Source organism: Pseudomonas sp. GZD-222, from assembly GCF_049310525.1.
Taxonomy (GTDB): Bacteria; Pseudomonadota; Gammaproteobacteria; order Pseudomonadales; family Pseudomonadaceae; genus Aquipseudomonas.
Genome location: NZ_JBMOWO010000043.1, coordinates 22582 through 41174 on the forward strand (window position 1 = coordinate 22582; position 18593 = coordinate 41174).

The window sequence follows — 18593 nt, forward strand, 5'->3', positions numbered from 1 at the left end:
AGGCCACTGCTCTGTTGCAATTTGTCGCTATTCCCATCGGCGCAGCGGGCATCGGGTTATACTCCCGCTCTTTTTTCCCGGAGCGACGTCATGTCCCTGCCCAGCCTTCGTCTCAAAGCCAATGCCGACCGCCGCCTACGCGCCGGCCACCTGTGGGTTTACAGCAACGAAATCGACGTCGCCGCGACCCCGCTGCATGGCTTCAAGGCCGGTGACCAGGCGATTCTGGAAACCGCCGGTGGCAAAGCCCTGGGCGTCGTTGCCATGAGCCCCAACAACCTGATCTGTGCCCGCCTGCTGTCGCGTGACGCGAAGCTTGCGCTGGACAAATCGCTGCTGGTGCACCGCATCAACGTGGCCCTGTCGCTGCGTGAGCGCCTGTTCGACAAGCCGTTCTACCGCCTGGTGTACGGCGATTCCGACCTGCTGCCGGGCCTGGTAGTCGATCGTTTCGGCGACATCCTCGTGGTCCAGCTGGCATCGGCCACCATGGAACAGCACAAGGACGACGTCATCGCCGCCCTGGTACAGGTGCTCAAGCCTAGCGGCATTCTGTTCAAGAACGACTCGGCCGCCCGCGATGCCGAAGGCCTGAACCGCTACGTCGAAACCGTGTTCGGTCTGGTGCCGGAGTGGGTCGCCCTGGAAGAGAACGGCGTGAAGTTCGAAGCCCCGGTGATGGAAGGCCAGAAGACCGGCTGGTTCTACGACCACCGCATGAACCGTGCGCGCCTGGCGCCGTACGTCCAGGGCAAGCGCGTCCTCGACCTGTTCAGCTACATCGGTGGCTGGGGCGTGCAGGCCGGTGCCTTCGGTGCCAGCGAAGTATTCTGCGTCGATGCCTCGAGCTTTGCTCTCGATGGCGTTGAGCGCAACGCCGCGCTCAATGGTATTGCCGAGAAACTCACCTGCATTGAAGGCGACGTGTTCGAAGCACTGAAGGAACTGAAGGCTTCCGAAGAACGTTTCGACGTGATCGTTGCCGACCCGCCTGCCTTCATCAAGCGTAAAAAAGACCTGAAAAACGGTGAAGGCGCTTACCGTCGCCTGAACGAACAGGCCATGCGCCTGCTGACCAAGGACGGCATTCTGGTCAGCGCTTCGTGCTCGATGCACTTGCCCGAGGACGACCTGCAGAACATCCTGCTGACCAGCGCCCGTCACCTGGACCGCAACATCCAGTTGCTCGAACGCGGCGGCCAGGGTCCGGATCACCCGGTGCACCCGGCGATCCCGGAAACCCGTTACATCAAGAGCATCACCTGCCGACTGCTGCCTAACAGCTAAAGTACATCGCGGGGCAAGCCCGCTCCCACAGAGGCACGGTGGGAGCGGGCTTGCCCTGCGATGGGCACTCAAATTTCCAGCACCTGCGAAGCAATCCCGAAATACACCAGCACCCCGGCAGCATCGGCAATCGACGTCACCAAGGGCCCACTGGCCGTGGCCGGGTCAAGATTCATGCGGCTGAGTAGAAACGGCAGACTCATGCCGATCAAGCTGCCCAGCAGGACAATCACCAGCATGCTGCTGGCGACGATCAGGGCGATATCCGGACCACCGCGCAATACCCCCAACGAAGCTACCGCAACCGCCATGGTGCCACCCAAGGCTAGCGCCACGCCGCATTCACGCCCGAGCAAACTCAACCAGTCACGCATGACCACTTCACCCGTGGCCAGCGCGCGCACCATCAAGGTTGCCGACTGAGCGCCGGCATTACCGCCGCTATCGACCAGCAACGGCAGAAAGAACACCAGGGCGATATGCGCGGCGATGGTGTCTTCGAACGCAGCGATACCGGCGCCGGAAAACAAGTTGCCAAACACCAGCAACACCAGCCAGAGCACGCGCTTGCGGTAGAGCAAACCCACCGTCGCGGTCTTCAGGTTACCCAGGTGGGTGCCTATCAGGGCGCCCTTGTGAAAGTCCTCGGTGGCCTCCTCGACCACCACATCCATGGCATCGTCACAGGTGATGATGCCGACCAGGCGCCCGTCGTTGTCCAGAACCGGCAAGGCCAGCAGATCGTGTTCACTGATCAGCCTGGCGACTTTTTCCTGGGAGGTGAAGGTGCTCACACTGAGCACCGGACGCACCATCAATTGCTCTACCGGCAGCTCCGGGGTGGCCAGGATCAGCTCGCGCAAGGACAACGTACCGAGCAGATTGCCCTGCTCGTCGAGCACATAGGACTGGTAGATGGTCTCGGCATCGGCGGCTTCGCGGCGCAGCATATCGATGGCCTGACTGGCGCTCAGGCCGCTGCAGATGCAGGAGTAGTGGCTGCTCATCAGCGCCCCGGCGGTGCCTTCCGGGTAGCGACCGGCCTGCAGCAGGTCGTCGCGACGAGCCTGGGCTTGCTCGCGGGGCAAGGCCAAGCCGGCCAGGTTTGCTTCGTGAAAGGTAGTCATGTCGATCTCCAGGCAGCGACACAGGTGCCTGGAGGCCGACCGGCATGATTGTCGCTCAGCTAACGGGCAGCCCTGACGCCACTGCGTTCAGTGCCAGAATGTAAGTTCGCGATGAACTGAAACTGGGAAGGTCCATTAAGGGTGTCGTCTCGTGAGCCGCACATGCGGCGCGGGGATAATAGCCAGTCCGGCAGGTGGAAACAGCCGCTTTTAGGGGTTTCCAAGGTATTTCAGATCAGTCTTACAGCGGGCCAGCAAGGTGTCTTACGCGCGAATCGCGGAGCATCCTCACCGCCGTTCGCCACCAACCCTCTATTACGCCATTCCTTCACAGCGCCAGCGGTGTAGAATCGGGCTATTCATCGCCAGTCATCCCCGGCGGGTTTATGAGCTCTGGCCGAGCGCACGGCGATCCCGCGGCGATCTCGGCTTCATCCGTACCAGCGGCCACCTGCCTTCGGTACAAAGGACAAGAGAAGCTCACTCCCCTTTTTGTTACCTGATTAGCCGCCAGGAGTGCTTCATGCCTGATTACCGCTCGAAAACGTCCACCCACGGCCGCAATATGGCCGGCGCACGCGCTCTGTGGCGTGCCACCGGGATGAAAGACGACGACTTCAAAAAGCCGATCATCGCCATCGCCAACTCGTTCACCCAGTTCGTCCCGGGCCACGTGCACCTGAAGGACCTGGGCCAACTGGTCGCCCGCGAGATCGAACGCGCCGGTGGCGTGGCCAAAGAGTTCAACACCATTGCGGTCGACGATGGCATCGCCATGGGCCACGACGGCATGCTCTATTCGCTGCCTAGCCGCGAGATCATCGCTGACTCGGTGGAGTACATGGTTAACGCGCACTGCGCCGACGCCATCGTGTGCATCTCCAACTGCGACAAGATCACCCCCGGCATGCTGATGGCTGCCCTGCGCCTGAACATCCCGGTGATCTTCGTCTCCGGCGGGCCGATGGAAGCCGGCAAAACCAAACTGGCCAGCCATGGCCTGGACCTGGTCGATGCCATGGTCATCGCCGCCGACTCGACCGCCTCCGATGAAAAAGTCGCCGAGTACGAGCGCAGCGCCTGCCCGACTTGCGGTTCGTGCTCCGGCATGTTCACCGCCAACTCGATGAACTGCCTCACCGAAGCACTGGGCCTGGCCCTACCGGGCAACGGTTCGACCCTGGCCACCCACAGCGACCGCGAACAGCTGTTCCTGCAGGCCGGGCGAACCATCGTCGAGCTGTGCAAGCGCTACTATGGCGACAACGACCAGAGCGTTCTGCCGCGTAACATCGCCAACTTCAAGGCGTTCGAGAACGCCATGATGCTCGACATCGCCATGGGTGGTTCAACCAACACCATCCTCCACCTGCTGGCCGCCGCCCAGGAAGCCGAGATCGATTTCGACCTGCGCGATATCGATCGCCTGTCGCGCAAAGTGCCGCAGCTGTGCAAAGTTGCGCCGAACATCCAGAAGTACCACATGGAAGACGTCCACCGCGCTGGCGGCATCTTCAGCATCCTCGGCTCGCTGGCCCGTGGCGGTCTGCTGCACACCGACCTGCCGACCGTGCACAGCCCGAGCATGGAAGAAGCCATCGCCAAGTGGGACATCACCCAGACCGACGACGCAGCGGTGCATCACTTCTTCAAGGCCGGCCCTGCCGGTATTCCGACCCAGACTGCATTCAGCCAGTCGACCCGTTGGGAGACCCTGGATGACGACCGTGAAAACGGCTGCATCCGCAGCGTTGAGCACGCCTACTCGCAAGAAGGCGGCCTGGCCGTGCTCTACGGCAACATCGCCCTGGACGGTTGCGTGGTGAAGACTGCCGGTGTCGACGAGTCGATCCACGTCTTCGAAGGCAACGCGAAAATCTTCGAAAGCCAGGACAGCGCCGTGCGCGGCATCCTTGCCGACGAAGTGAAAGAAGGCGATATCGTCATCATTCGCTACGAAGGCCCGAAAGGCGGCCCGGGCATGCAGGAAATGCTCTACCCGACCTCCTACCTGAAGTCCAAAGGCCTGGGCAAAGCCTGCGCCCTGCTCACCGACGGCCGCTTCTCCGGCGGTACCTCGGGCCTGTCCATCGGCCACGCTTCTCCGGAAGCCGCTGCCGGCGGCGCCATCGGCCTGGTGCAGGATGGCGACAAGGTACTGATCGACATCCCTAACCGCTCGATCAACCTGCTGGTCAGCGATGAAGAGCTGGCGGCACGCCGCGTCGAACAGGACAAGAAAGGCTGGAAGCCGGTGGAAGTGCGCCCACGTAAAGTGACCACCGCCCTGAAAGCCTACGCCCTGCTGGCCACCAGTGCCGACAAGGGTGCTGTTCGTAACAAGGCGATGCTCGACGGTCTGTAACGCGATATTCGCGGGGCAAGCCCGCTCCCACAGGTTGTCGATGCCTTGTGGGAGCGGGCTTGCCCCGCGATGGCTACAAAGCCTTCCGGCTCAATATTTGGCGCGCAGGGTCAGCGTCAGGTTGCGCGGCTCGCCATAGAAGTTCGAACCCCAGGAGCTGTCCACCCGCTCGTAGTAAGTGCGGTCGAACAGGTTGTTGGCCGTCAGCTTGGCCGACAGGTGCTCGTTGAACTTGTAGCCGACCTGGGCCGTGGTGATCGCATAGCCGCCCTGGACAAAGTCGACGTCACGCTTGTAGTAGGTGGCACTGACCGCACGCACCCCACCGCCAACGTTGAAGTCCTTCAGTGGCCCATCGGTAAACTCGTAGTTCGTCCACAGGTTGAAGTTGTGCTTCGGCGTGATGGTCGTGCCCTGGTTGGTGTCTTCGCCGCTCAGCGACTTGAGCATGGTGAACGCGTAGCCAGTGGAGATACTCCAGTTGTCAGTCAGATTACCGCTCAGTTCGGTTTCCCAGCCCTGGCTGCGGATCTTGCCCTGAGGCTCGTTGTACTGGTTGTTGGCAACCAGCTCCGCGCGGTTCTCGTCGTAGATGCGGAACACCGCGACGCTGCCGTTCAGGCGACCGTCGTAGAACTCACGCTTGAGCCCCAGTTCGTATTGCTTACCCTTGCGCGGGGCGATGGTCTGGCTATCGGCATCGACCTCGGTCTGCGGTTTGAACACGCTGGTGTAGCTGGCGTAAGCGGACAGTTCGGGGGTCAGCTTGGCCACCAACGCACCATAGGGGATGAACTTGCGGTCGATGTTGGTTTCGGTGCTGTTGAAGTTATTGAAGAAGGCGTTGGCGTTGCGCGCCTCGCTTTCGAACCAGGTCACGCGGCTGCCGAGGATCACGTCGAGCCAATCGGTAGCGCTGATTTTGCTGCGGGCATAGAGGCCGTACTGGTGGGATTTCGACCAGTTGCCGTTATCCATCTCGTACTTTTGCTTGGGGATGTTGATGCTGCCCGGATCAAACACGTTGGTGTCGAAGTATTCGCCACCACCGTAGGTGAAGTCCTTGTCCAGATGTTGGTACTCGGCCCCCGCGGTAAATTCGTGGGTACGGCCAAAGGCTTCCACCGGCAGGGTGACAAAGCTGTCCAGGCCCAGGCTCTTGATATGGGTGTAGTAGGAATAGGCCACGGCCGAACTGGCACCGGTAGCCGGGTCTACGGCACCGTCGCTCCAGGTGAAGTTACGGGTCGGAGTTTCGGCATCGCGATAGGTCAGCGAGGTCTTGAACTGACCGCCGTTTTCCAGGGCATGGTCGACCTCGAAGAAGCTTTCCCAGACGTGCTCGTCCAGTTCGTTCCACTTGGCATCGACAAATGTCGAGCGGCTGACATCCAGCAGCTTGCCATTGGCATAGGCCGGCAGACCGAAGGCCGGAGTGGAGTGGTTGTGCTGGTAAGCGCCGCCCAGAGACAACGTGGTATCCGGCGTGACGTCGTACTCCAGTCGACCGTAGACCATCGGCCGTTCGTTCTGGGCATAGTCGACGAAGGACTTGTTGTCTTCATAGGCGGTGACAAAGCGTCCGCGCAGGCTGCCGTCGCTATTCAACGGGCCGGTGATATCCACAGTCGAGTGATAGTGATCGTAGGAGCCGGCAGACAGCTCGCCACTGAGGGCAAACTGACCCAGAGCGCGCTTGCGCACCAGGTTGATGGTGCCACCCGGCTCGCCCGAGCTCTGGTACAGGCCGGAAGGCCCGCGCAACACCTCGACCCGGTCAAACATCGCCAGGTCGAAGCTGGTCATCAGGTCGCCCTGACCGGTCATTTGCGAAACCCCATCGACCTGCACCTGATCGACCAGGAAACCACGCAGGTAAACATCGTTGAGGCTTGAGCCGGAGTTATAGCTCTTGATGGTCGCGCCAGTGACCTGGCGCATCGCGTCCTGCAGGCTGTTCATGTTCTGGTCGTCCATACGCTGGCGAGTGACGACCGACACCGATTGCGGGATGTCCTTGAGCTTCTGCTCGCCTTTACCGATGGTCAGCGCACCCGTGGTATAGGACTGGCTGCCTTCAGTGGTGGCTCCCAGTACCTTGCCACCGACCATCGTTGCCCCCAGCTGCAACGCCTCATCACCTGACTCGCGCTTTTCCAGGGTGACACTGTCACTGTCGATGTAGGTTGCGCTCAGGCCGGTGCCGGCCAGCAGTCGGGCCAGCGCCTGGTTCTGTGGATAACTGCCACTGAGGCCCGGGGAGCGCAGACCTTGGGTCATCTCGGCGCCGACCAGTACCTGCACCCGGGTCACCGCACTGAAGGCCGCCAACGCCCCGTCCAGCGATTGCGCCGGAATCTGGAACTGATAAGCCTGGGCTTGCGCAGCAGGTGCAGCCAGCGTCGGCATGGCCAGTGTGCTGCAGCCCAGGGCAATGGCCAGGCTCAGTAGAGTCGGCAGGCCAGGCAGGCGCCGGGTGGCGGTGGTGTTATCCATCAGTGAAGCTCCCCCAAATCGTCGAAGTCGTTTAATCGCGCCGCACTGTCTGAGAGTGCTTATTATTTGCGCCTACGAGATCAAGGACGTCAGGCTTCGGGGAAACCCTGAAACTTTTTTAAATATTTTCTCTAGCCTTCGCGCAGCACACGCAGATAGGGCGTGTACTGCTCGGCACGCAGACCCAAAGTGTGGGTCAAGGCTTTGAGTACGGCGTCGGGCTTGTCGATTTCAAACACCCCGGACACCTTGCGCTGACGCAGGGCATCGCCAAGCACCAGGGTCTTCCCTGGCCAGTAGCGGTTCAGCGCTTCGACCACCTCAGCCAGCGGTTGCTGGCGGAATACCAGCTGGCGCTGGCGCCAGGCGAACTCAGCGGCGACATCAAAGCCGTGCTCACTACCCAGTTGCAAACCGCTGTACTCGACGCCGTGCCCTGGATCGAGCAGCACCGATTGACCCTCGTCGACACTGACCTGAACCCTGCCCTGGGCAACTCGCACCAGGGTCTGCTTACCCTGCTGGGCGACACTGAAGCGGGTGCCGACGACCTTCACCCAGCCGTTACCGGAGCGAATCAGAAAGGGCCGCGACGGATCATGGCTGACGTCGAACCACGCCTCTCCCCGCAGCAGACGCACCCGCCGCTCCCCGTCGCTCAACTCGACCTGCACGGCGGTGTCGGTATTGAGTTGCAGCTGTGATCCATCGGCCAGGGCCAGCGTGCGCGACTCACCCGTAACCGTCGCGTAGTCAGCACGCCAGCGGTCCGGCCAGGGGCTGGCAATCAGCACACCGATCATCAGCAACACCGCAGCGGCACTGGCCCAGACCCGCAAGCGCGGTGCGCGCCAACGGGCACGCTGAGCCTGACGAAGCTGTCTGGCGGGCTCGCGCAAGGCACCGAGCAAATCGAGCACTTCATTCCACGCCCGGACCTGGCTCGGTCCCTGCGCCAGCCAGCTCGTGAAGGCTTCGTGCTCGTCAGCACTGAGGTCTTCAGCCTGCAAACGGTAGTACCAGCCACTGGCCTCGGCGAACAGGTCGTCGTCAGCATCGGTGACATTCGGGTCGATCATCGGCGTATCCGTAGCTGCGAAGGGCCGGTTCACAAAGGCGGCCCCTGCGTGTCACTGAGCAGTCGCGCCTTGATGAAGGCCCGGCAATCGATCAGTGCACGACGCAATTGGTATTCGACACTACGCGGGGAGACTTTCAGCCGTTCGCCGATCTCCCGGTAGGAACATTCGTCGACATGGTAAAGCAGGAAGATGTGCCGAGTCGCCTCGGGCAAGGCCTGGATGGCGTCATGCATCAGAGCTTGCTCCTGCATGGCCGCCAGTTGCTCTTCGGCCCCCGGCGAGTCGCAGGGCAGTTCATCACTGGGTTCGCCCACTTCCCGATGCTCGCGGCGGATCATCTGGCGCTGATGGTCGCGAATCAGGTTGCTGGCAATCGTGAACAGAAAGGCGGGCAGATTATCGATTTTTTTGTCGGCAGGCAGCCGCGCCAGGCGCAAGAACGACTCCTGGGTCAAATCGGCTGCGACCTGAGTATTGCCGGTGCGCCGAGCAACAAAGGCCTCCAGGGCTTTTTTGTGCTCGGCGAACAACCGGGCAATCTGCGAATTCCACGAAGACACGGCACTTCCTGGCAGTGAATCTCAAGGTGAGCGCACGCTAGCAGAAGATGAGACATATTCGCAATTGATATCTATTTTTATACGCGCTCGTTAGCCTGAGGCTCCTTGATCTTGTACCAGGCCACATACAGGGCCGGCAGGAACAGCAAGGTCAGCAGGGTTGCGATGATAATCCCGCCGATCATCGCGTAAGCCATCGGCCCCCAGAACACCTCACGGGCGATGGGGATCATGCCCAGGCTGGCCGCTGCCGCCGTCAATAGAATCGGCCGTCGGCGGTGGTTGGTGGCTTCCTGCACTGCTGCCCACGGCGAGAACCCCTGCCCCTCATACTCGTCGATCTGGGTCACGAGGATCACCGAGTTGCGGATGATGATGCCGATCAGCGCGAGAATCCCGAGGATTGCCACAAAGCCCATGGGCGTGCCCGTAGGCACCAGCGCCAGGACTACACCGATCAAGCCCAGCGGCGCCACACTGGCCACCAGAAACAGCTTCTGCACACTGTGCAACTGGATCATCAGGAAGGTGCCCATCAGGAACAGCATCAGCGGCAACACTTTGGCAATCGGGCCCTGGGCCTTGCCGCTGGCCTCTACCGTACCGCCGGTTTCGATCTTGTAGCCCGAGGGTAGTTTGCTGGCGTATTCGTCGATCTGTGGCTTGAGCTCACGCACCAGGTCGGTCGGCTGGATATCACCACGCACTGCAGCTTTGACGGTGATGGTTGGCTTGCGGTCGCGGCGCCAGACCAGCGGCTGCTCCAGTTCGTAGCGTACGGTGGCAAAGGCCAGCAACGGAATCGAGGTGCCGTTGGGGGTGACGATCTGCAGGTTCTGCAGGGTCTGCGGCGAGCTGCGCTCAGTGTCTACGGCGCGGGCGACAACGTTGATCAGGTAGATATTGTCGTTCACCTGGGTGATCTGCGTGCCGCTGACAATGCTGTTCATGACATTGGCCACGTCCTCGGACGACAGGCCGAGCTGTCGCGCCTTGTCCTGGGCGATTTCGACGCGCAGGACTTTGCCCGGCTCGTTCCAGTCGTAAATCATCTCGCCGATGTGGTCATTGTTGTCGAGCAAGGTCGCCAGGCCAACGGTGTATTTGCGTACCTCGTCAATATCCTTGCCCATCACCCGGTACTGGATCGGCAAGCCTACCGGCGGCCCCATTTCCAGCGACTGGACGTTGCTGCCGATACCGACGAAGTCTTCGCGCAAACGCTGCTTCAAGCGTTTGATCAGCACTTCGCGCTCCGCGAAACCTTTACTCACGATCACCAACTGGGCGTAGTAAGGGTTCTGCAATTGCTGGTCCAGTGGCAGATAGAAGCGAATAGCGCCCTGACCGATATAGGTGCTCCAGCGCTCGATGTCAGGATCACCCTTGAGGGTTGCCTCAAGCTTATCCACCGCTTTGCGGGTTTCCTCGATCGAGGCGTTCTGTGGCAGGTTGAGGTCGACAAGAATCTCCGGGCGGTCCGAAGAGGGGAAGAACTGGTTCTGCACGAACCGCATGCAAAACAACGCCAGCAAAAACAGCAAAATGGTACCGATAATGGTCAGCCAGCGATGGCGCATGCACCACAACAGGCTGTGCTCGAACGCCTTGCCGACACGGCCGGTCTCTTCGTCATGGGCTTTGACCTTGGCATTGAGGATGTGCACGCCGAGCACCGGGGCAAACACCACGGCTACCACCCAGGACACCAGTAATGCCGCGGCGATCACCGCAAACAAGGTGTAGGTGTATTCTCCCGCCGAACTGGCATTGAGGCCGATCGGCATGAACCCGGCCACCGTCACCAGGGTACCGGTGAGCATCGGGAATGCCGTCGAGGTGTAGGCGAAAGTCGCCGCCTGCTCCTTGGTCTCGCCCATTTCCAGGCGCGTGACCATCACCTCCACGGTAATCATCGCGTCGTCCACCAACAGGCCCAGGGCAATGATCAAGGCACCCAGGGAGATCCGCTGCATGGTGATGCCGCTGTACTCCATGAAAATGAACACCATGGCCAGTACCAGCGGAATCGAACAGGCCACCACCAGACCGGCGCGCACCCCGAGGCTGACGAAACTCACCACCAGAACGATGACCACGGCCTCGAACAATGCGCTGGTGAAGCCTCCGACCGCTTCCTCCACCACCACAGCCTGATCGGACACGGTGTGCACCCCGACACCCACCGGTAGCTCACTGATCACCCGGTCCATCATTTTGTGCAAATCGGCGCCGAACGCCTGGATGTTGCCACCGGCCTTCATGCCGATGCCCAGACCGATCGCAGGCTGTCCGTTGTAGCGGAACATCGGTGCAGGCGGGTCGACGTAGCCGCGCTGGATCTCGGCGATGTCCGCCAGGCGGAAGAAGCGGTCATTGATCCGCAGGTTGACCGTTTCCAGGTCTTTCTCCGAGGCGAACTGACCGGTAGTGCGCACCGACACCCGCTCGGGCCCGGCTTCGATCACCCCGGCCGGCGTCACCGCGTTCTGGGTTTGCAAGGCTTGCAGCACCTGGCGCTGATCGATGCCGAACGAGGCCAGCTTGCGGGTCGAGAAGTTCAGGTACAACACCTCGTCCTGGGCGCCGATCATCTCGACCTTGCCCAGGTTGGGTACTTCGCGGATCTCGGCACGCACCTGCTCGACATAATCGCGCAGCTGCCGCATGTTCAGACCGTCGGCTGTAAAGGCGTAGATCGACCCGTAGACGTCACCGAACTCGTCGTTGAATCCCGGCCCCTGGATACCCTGGGGAAACTGACCGCGAATATCCTGGATCTTCTTGCGCACCTGGTACCAGATTTCAGGAATGTCCTTGGCCGGCGTGGTATCCAGCAAGTTGACATAGACCGTCGACTCACCCGGTCGGGTGTAGCTTTTCACATAGTCGAGCGAATCCAGCTCTTCGAGCTTTTTCTCGATGCGGTCGGTGATCTGCAGCAGGGTTTCATCCTGAGTCGCTCCCGGCCAGCGGGTCTGGATGACCATGGTTTTGATCGTGAATGAAGGGTCTTCCTCGCGCCCCAGATTCATGTAGGAGAACACACCCATCAGCAAGCTGACGAACATCAGGTACCAGACAAAGGATTGGTGCTTCAGCGCCCACTCCGACAGGTTGAAGCTTCCTTTCATCGTGGGTCTTCCTCATCGACTATGACTTTCTGGCCTGGTTTCAGGCTGTTCACACCAGCTGTTACCACACGCTCCCCTGCCTGCACGCCCGAACTCAGCACCACGCTGGAAGGGGTGCGTTCAAGCAGTTTCACGTCACGGGTGGCCACAGTTTTCTGTTGCGGGTCGACCACCCATACCCGGGTCTGGCCGTCACTTTCCAGCAGCGCTGAAGCGGGCAACTCGCTGCGCGGCGACACCGCTGAGGTCAACGTGACACTGATGGCCGTACCCAGGTAGAACGCCTCGGGGGTGTTGGCCAGGGTCAGGCGTGCGCGACGGGTTCGGGTGGCCGCGTCGGCCTGGGGCTCAAGCTCGCGCAAGGTGGCGGTGGTGTTGATATCCGGATCGAGTTGCGAAGCCACCACAAACCTGAAATCAGTAGACAACTGTTCCGCCAGGTAGGTCGGCAAGTCGATGACCGCCTCTTTGATATCCGGTCGGGCCAGGGTCACCACTGCCTGACCGGCACTGACGGTCTGACCCGCTTCGGCCTGCCAGTTGGTAACCACTGCGCCATGGTCGGTGTGCAGTTCACTGTAACCCAGCTGATCGCGAGCCTGGCTGACCGCGGCTCGCGCTTGCTCCAGCGAAGCGCCGGTGGTTTTCAGGTTGGTCTGGGCGATGTCCAGTTGCGCCTGGGCACCGACACCGCGGTCGAACAACTGTTGCTGGCGACGCGCATCGGCCTGGGCATTGATCCACTGTGCCTGGACCTTGGCCAGGTCGCCTTCGGCTGCGCGCAGCTGATTGCGCTGATCGGCCGGATCAAGGCTGGCCAGAATATCGCCCGGCTTTACCTCACTGCCGACATCGACCCAACGCCGGGCGATACGACCGGCCACACGAAAGCCCAGAGTACTCTCGTAACGGGCCTGGATGGTGCCAGCGAATCGTCCCAGGTTGGCTTGTACCTGAGGCTGGACGACAACCGACAGCACCGGGCGGATCGGCTCCGATTCCGTTGTCTCTTTACCGCAACCCGCCAGCAACACAACGCTGCACAGGCCAAGTGTGAGTGCTTTCATTCGGCCACCCCGATGTCTTTGAGCGGCGCGATTTCCACCTGCATGCCCGGGTTGAGCAACTGCCCACCTGCTACCACCACGGTTTCTCCACCTTTCAGGCCGTCACCGATCACCACCTTGCCGGTGAGATAGCGACTGACTTTGACCTCTTGCAGGCTGACCTTATCGCCCTCACCCACCACCCACACGGCCGGATCATGCAGGGCTTTGGTCAACGCTGACCAAGGCAGTTCGATACTGGGCTTACCCTGGGTTTGGCCAGTGGCGGTGACCGCCGAACCCAGCTCCATGCCGGGCGGTACATCGCGCAGCGCCACCTTGACCTGCACCGTGCCGCTCTGTGCCGACACCGTCGGGGTAATCTCCCGCACATGACCCTTGGCCTGGATTTTCGGGTTATCCACCAGACTGACGATGATTGTTTCGCTACTGGGCGGGGCGACCAACAGGGATTCGTAGACATTGAACACCGCATCGCGGTCGCCATCGTGGGCCAGGCTGAAGATCGGCGCCGTGGCCTGCACGACCTGCCCTACTTCGGCCTGGCGCTCGGTTATGACCCCGGCCGCATCAGACACAAGTGCGGTGTAGCTCAGCTGGTCACGGGCATTGGCCAGTTGCGCCTGGGCGGCTTTCAAGGCGCTCTGGCTGCTGCGCAACGCAGCCTGGGCCGAGTCGTATTCACTTTGGCTGGTATAGCCCTTGGGCAACAGCTTCTGCTGACGGACAAACGCCGCGGCGGTCTGGGTGACCCGCGCCTGTTCGGCGAATACTTCGGCCTTGGCCGAATCGACATTGGCCTGCAGGTCCTTGGGGTCAAGACGGGCCAGGACCTGATTGGCCTTGACGTGATCGCCGACATCAACGCTGCGGGAAATGATCTTGCCACCCACGCGAAACGACTGATCCGCCTGCACCCGTGCCTGGACATCGCCAGTGAGGGTCACGGATGCCGCAAAGTCGCTGTGTTGAACACGTTGTACGGCTACCCTGGGCAGCTCGATTTCGTCAGTGTTCTTTTTGTCGCAGCCAGTTAGCACGAGGACCAAGCCCAGACTGACGATTGATACCGTACGCAACACCGTCATGCAGGCTCCTTGCAGTGTCAGATCGATACAGAGATGCGAGTGTTAGCGTAGATCAGGCTTTCCGGCGCCGCTTGAGCGAACTCAATTCTTTCAACGATTTGTGAATAAGAGATACTGCGCACCCACTGCCTGCGCAAGGACGCCAAGATGCTGACCACCCTGGCCGTCGCCAATTACCGTTCAATCAATCATCTGGTGCTGCCCCTGGCGCGCCTGAACGTCATCACCGGCCCCAACGGCAGCGGCAAGTCGAACCTGTACAAAGCCTTGCGCCTTCTCGCTGAAACCGCTCAGGGCGGCGTCGTCAACGCCCTGGCCGGTGAAGGCGGACTGGAGTCGACCTTCTGGGCCGGTCCCGAGCGCATCAGCCGGCGCATGAGTCGCGGTGAAGTGGCCGTCGAGGGTGGGCCGCGCCAGGAAGCCAAGCGTCTGCGCCTGGGTTTTGCCAGCGAGGATTTCGGGTATGCCATCGGCCTTGGCCTGCCCGCGTCCAGCGGCCACTTCATGCTCCCGGGGCAAGGCTCGCCAATCCCTTCGCGCTTCACCCTGGACCCGCAGATCAAGCGCGAATGCATCTGGGCGGGTCCGCTCTATCGCCCGGCCAGCCTGTTGGTAGATCGCCAGGGCGCTATGGTCCGCGCCCGTGAGGAACGTCGATGGGACGTACTGGCCCAGCACACTCCGGACTTCGACAGTCTCTTCGACCAGGTCGGTAACCTGCGCTCTTCACCTGAAGTGCTGCACCTGCGCGAACGCATCCGTGGCTGGCGCTTTTACGATCACTTTCGTACTGATCGCGATGCACCGGCGCGACGGCCACAGCTGGGTACGCGCACCCCGGTGCTGCATCACGATGGCCGCGACCTGGCCGCAGCGCTGCAAACCATTATCGAGATCGGCGATGCCCAGGCGCTGTGGGATACGATTGGCGACGCTTTCCCTGGCTCACACCTGACCATCGATGCGGTACCTGGCGGCCAGTTCAGCCTGCAGTTCCACCAGGAAGGCTTGCTGCGACCGCTGTCTGCCGCCGAGCTGTCGGACGGGACCTTGCGTTACCTGCTGCTAGTGGCCGCCCTGTTGAGCCCCAGAGCGCCGACCATGATGGTCCTCAATGAGCCGGAGACCAGCCTGCACCCGGACCTGCTGCCGGCGCTGGCGCGCTTGATCATTCGCGCTACCGAACACTGCCAGGTATGGGTGGTGTCGCACCCACGGCGGCTGGTGGCAGCGCTGGAACAGGATGCGAGCTGCAATTCGATTGTGCTGGAGAAGCTACTGGGACAGACCCGGGTGGCGGGTCAGGGGATGCTGGATGAGCCGGCCTGGTATTGGCCGGATTGAACCTCATCGCGGGGCAAGCCCGCTCCCACCAGTTCTGCATGATCCCGGTGGGAGCGGGATTGCCCCGCGATGTTTTTCAGGTCAAGCCGAAACCGGCGTCGCGGCGCGCCCCACGTCCGGTTGTTTCCACGAATCGGCAGCACTTTCCTCGATCGCTTGCTGGATCGCCCGGCGGCGACGTTCTTCGGCACGACGGCTGAAGTACCAGACCATGAAGGTCACCAGCGACACCGACAGCAGGATCAGGCTGGCCACGGCGTTGATTTCCGGCTTCACGCCCAGACGCACGGCAGAGAAGACTTCCATCGGCAAGGTGGTCGAGCCCGGACCGGACACGAAGCTGGCCAGTACCAGGTCGTCCAGCGACAGGGCAAAGGACATCATGCCGCCCGCCGCCAGCGACGGTGCGATCATCGGGATGGTGATCAGGAAGAACACCTTCCACGGCTTGGCACCCAGGTCCATGGCCGCTTCTTCGATGGAAAGATCCAGCTCACGCAGACGTGCCGACACCACCACCGCCACATAGGCAGCACAGAAGGTGGTATGCGCGATCCAGATGGTCACGATACCGCGCTCCTGCGGCCAGCCGATCATCTGCGCCATGGCCACGAACAGCAGCAACAGTGACAGACCGGTGATTACCTCAGGCATTACCAGCGGCGCGGTGACCAGGCCACCGAACAGGGTACGGCCCTTGAAGCGTGTCACCCGGGTCAGCACGAAGGCTGCCAGGGTGCCCAGCGCCACGGCGGCAATCGCGGTGTAGCAGGCGATTTCCAGAGAGCGCATCACCGAGCCCATCAACTGGCTGTTGTCGAGCAGGCCGACGTACCATTTGACCGACCAGCCGCCCCAGACCGTCACCAGCTTCGAGGCGTTGAACGAGTAGATCACCAGGATCAGCATAGGCAGGTAGATGAACAGCAAGCCCACGATCAACATCAGCTTGGAGAAACTGAAACGCTTCATGCCCTGCCCTCCATCTCTTTGGCCTGACTACGGTTGAAGAGCAGAATCGGCACGATCAGAATCGCCAGCATTACCACCGCCAGGGCGGACGCCACCGGCCAGTCACGGTTGTTAAAGAACTCTTGCCAGAGCACTTTACCGATCATCAGGGTTTCCGGACCGCCGAGCAGTTCCGGGATAACGAACTCACCGACCACCGGAATGAACACCAGCATGCAGCCGGCGATGATGCCGTTCTTCGACAGCGGCACGGTGATCTTCCAGAAGCTGTTGAAGGTGCTCGAACCCAGGTCCGACGCGGCTTCAAGCAGACTCTGGTCATGTTTGACCAGGTTGGCGTAGAGCGGCAGGATCATGAACGGCAGGTACGAATAGACCACGCCGATGTACACCGCCAGGTTGGTGTTGAGGATCTGCAACGGTTGGTCGATCAGGCCCAGCCACATCAGGAAGCTGTTGAGCAGGCCGTTGTTGCTGAGAATGCCCATCCAGGCATACACGCGAATCAGGATCGCCGTCCAGGTCGGCATCATGATCAGCAGCAACAGGACCGTCTGGGTCTCTTTGCGTGCGTTGGCGATGGCATAGGCCATCGGATAGCCGATCAGCAGACACAGCAGTGTGCTGAAGAAGGCCATCTTCAACGAGCCCAGGTACGCCGAGATGTACAGTTCATCCTGGGTCAACAGGCCATAGTTGGCCATGTTCAGCACCAGCTGCACCTTGTCTTCGACGTAGCTGTAGATTTCGGTGTACGGCGGGATCGCCACGTCTGCTTCAGCGAAGCTGATCTTCAGGACGATGAAGAACGGCAGCATGAAGAACAGGAACAGCCAGATGAACGGCACGCCGATCACCACATGACGCCCTTCAGGCTTTATTCGGTTGAATGCTCGCTTGAGCTTGCGCATGTTCATGACCGCAGTACCACGCCGCTGTCGTCTTCCCACCAGACGTAGACCTGGTCATCCCAGGTCGGACGAGTGCCTTGACGCTCGGCGTTGGCGACGAACGACTGGACGATCTTGCCGCCAGGCAGCTCGACGTAGAACACCGAGTGGCCGCCGAGGTAGGCGATGTCGTGGACCTTGCCGCGCGACCAGTTGTGCTCGCAGGTCGGCTGTTGAGTGGTCACCAGCAGTTTTTCCGGACGCAGTGCATAGGTGATGCGCTTGTCTTCTACCGAGGTGGTCACACCGTGGCCGACGTAGATCTTGCGCTCAAGTTCCTGACTGGCAATGACCGCGTGACCTTCGGCATCCTCGACCACTTCACCCTCGAACAGGTTGACGTTGCCGATAAACTCGCAGACCAGGCGGCTGGTCGGGGTCTCGTAGATGTCGATCGGGCTACCGATCTGGGCGATCCAGCCCAGGTGCATGATGGCGATGCGCTGGGCCATGGTCATGGCCTCTTCCTGGTCGTGGGTCACCATGACGCAGGTCACGCCGACCCGCTCGATGATCTCTACCAGTTCCAGCTGCATCTGCGAACGCAGTTTCTTGTCCAGCGCACCCATCGGCTCATCGAGCAGCAGCAGCTTCGGACGCTTGGCCAGGGAGCGGGCCAGGGCCACACGCTGACGCTGACCACCGGACAGCTGATGCGGCTTGCGTTTGGCGTACTGGGTCATGTGCACCAGTTTGAGCATCTCGCCGACACGGGCGTCGATTTCAGCCTTGGGCATACGGTCCTGCTGCAGGCCGAAGGCGATGTTCTGCGCCACGGTCATGTGCGGGAACAGCGCATAGGACTGGAACATCATGTTGATCGGCCGCTCGTAGGGCGGCATGTCGGTGATGTCTACGCCATCGAGGAAGATCCGCCCTTCGGTTGGCCGTTCGAAACCGGCCAGCATACGCAGCAAGGTGGATTTACCCGAACCGGAGCCACCGAGCAGAGCGAAGATCTCACCCTTCTTGATTTCCAGGGACACATCGTCCACGGCGATGGTTTCGTCGAACTTTTTCGTGACCCGGTCGATTTTGACCAGCACCTGTTTAGGTTGCTGGTCGCCCTCGAGGGCTTTCTTATAGGCACCGGAGGCAACAGCCATTTGTGAAACTCCCAA

General features: G+C 61.2%; 13 protein-coding genes. 3 read left to right on the forward strand and 10 right to left on the reverse strand.

Features of this window, described 5'->3' with window-relative positions; translation table 11 throughout:
• The first annotated feature begins 90 nt into the window (after nucleotides 1-90).
• Entirely contained in the window at nucleotides 91-1287 is a 1197-nt protein-coding gene (locus tag ACO6VD_RS07535) for a class I SAM-dependent rRNA methyltransferase (protein ID WP_400171254.1), read from the forward strand.
• A gap of 68 nt (nucleotides 1288-1355) precedes the next feature.
• Here the strand turns inward: ACO6VD_RS07535 and mgtE are convergent, their stop codons facing one another.
• On the reverse strand, nucleotides 1356-2414 hold the full coding sequence (gene mgtE, locus ACO6VD_RS07540) for a magnesium transporter (RefSeq protein ID WP_422418046.1): 1059 nt from the start codon (nucleotides 2412-2414) through the stop codon (nucleotides 1356-1358).
• Between the two features lie 523 nt (nucleotides 2415-2937).
• Here mgtE and ilvD point away from each other — a divergent pair.
• On the forward strand, nucleotides 2938-4779 hold the full coding sequence (gene ilvD / locus ACO6VD_RS07545) for a dihydroxy-acid dehydratase (RefSeq protein ID WP_400171256.1): 1842 nt from the start codon (nucleotides 2938-2940) through the stop codon (nucleotides 4777-4779).
• 90 nt (nucleotides 4780-4869) lie between these two features.
• On the opposite strand, the gene ACO6VD_RS07550 is transcribed toward ilvD, so the two are convergent.
• The 6 genes from ACO6VD_RS07550 to ACO6VD_RS07575 all read right to left on the reverse strand — a co-directional run bounded on the left by ACO6VD_RS07550 (nucleotide 4870) and on the right by ACO6VD_RS07575 (nucleotide 14206).
• A complete protein-coding gene (locus ACO6VD_RS07550; RefSeq protein WP_422418048.1) occupies nucleotides 4870-7275 on the reverse strand; it encodes a TonB-dependent siderophore receptor in 2406 nt (801 codons plus the stop codon).
• A gap of 131 nt (nucleotides 7276-7406) precedes the next feature.
• Nucleotides 7407-8354, reverse strand: coding sequence for a FecR family protein (locus tag ACO6VD_RS07555; protein ID WP_422418051.1), 948 nt, complete (start codon nucleotides 8352-8354; stop codon nucleotides 7407-7409).
• Between the two features lie 29 nt (nucleotides 8355-8383).
• Nucleotides 8384-8917, reverse strand: a complete 534-nt coding sequence (locus ACO6VD_RS07560) for an RNA polymerase sigma factor (protein WP_400171259.1) — start codon at nucleotides 8915-8917, stop codon at nucleotides 8384-8386.
• Nucleotides 8918-8994: 77 nt separating this feature from the next.
• Nucleotides 8995-12051, reverse strand: a complete 3057-nt coding sequence (locus tag ACO6VD_RS07565) for an efflux RND transporter permease subunit (RefSeq protein ID WP_422418053.1) — start codon at nucleotides 12049-12051, stop codon at nucleotides 8995-8997.
• Nucleotides 12048-13118, reverse strand: a complete 1071-nt coding sequence (locus ACO6VD_RS07570) for an efflux RND transporter periplasmic adaptor subunit (protein ID WP_422418054.1) — start codon at nucleotides 13116-13118, stop codon at nucleotides 12048-12050. The genes ACO6VD_RS07565 and ACO6VD_RS07570 overlap by 4 nt, the downstream gene beginning before the upstream one ends.
• On the reverse strand, nucleotides 13115-14206 hold the full coding sequence (locus ACO6VD_RS07575) for an efflux RND transporter periplasmic adaptor subunit (RefSeq protein ID WP_422418055.1): 1092 nt from the start codon (nucleotides 14204-14206) through the stop codon (nucleotides 13115-13117). The genes ACO6VD_RS07570 and ACO6VD_RS07575 overlap by 4 nt, the downstream gene beginning before the upstream one ends.
• A gap of 147 nt (nucleotides 14207-14353) precedes the next feature.
• Here ACO6VD_RS07575 and ACO6VD_RS07580 point away from each other — a divergent pair, with 147 nt between their 5' ends.
• Nucleotides 14354-15550 (forward strand): AAA family ATPase, encoded by a 1197-nt coding sequence (locus tag ACO6VD_RS07580; protein WP_422418057.1) that lies wholly within the window; start codon nucleotides 14354-14356, stop codon nucleotides 15548-15550.
• An 81-nt stretch (nucleotides 15551-15631) separates the two neighbouring features.
• On the opposite strand, the gene ACO6VD_RS07585 is transcribed toward ACO6VD_RS07580, so the two are convergent.
• From ACO6VD_RS07585 to potA, 3 genes are read right to left on the reverse strand one after another with little or no spacing between them, the layout of a single operon-like run.
• On the reverse strand, nucleotides 15632-16522 hold the full coding sequence (locus ACO6VD_RS07585) for an ABC transporter permease subunit (protein ID WP_422418059.1): 891 nt from the start codon (nucleotides 16520-16522) through the stop codon (nucleotides 15632-15634).
• A complete protein-coding gene (locus tag ACO6VD_RS07590; RefSeq protein WP_422418061.1) occupies nucleotides 16519-17439 on the reverse strand; it encodes an ABC transporter permease subunit in 921 nt (306 codons plus the stop codon). The genes ACO6VD_RS07585 and ACO6VD_RS07590 overlap by 4 nt, the downstream gene beginning before the upstream one ends.
• Entirely contained in the window at nucleotides 17436-18578 is a 1143-nt protein-coding gene (gene potA, locus ACO6VD_RS07595; protein ID WP_274296205.1) for a polyamine ABC transporter ATP-binding protein, read from the reverse strand. Before potA ends, ACO6VD_RS07590 begins: the two co-directional genes overlap by 4 nt.
• Nucleotides 18579-18593: the final 15 nt, after the last annotated feature.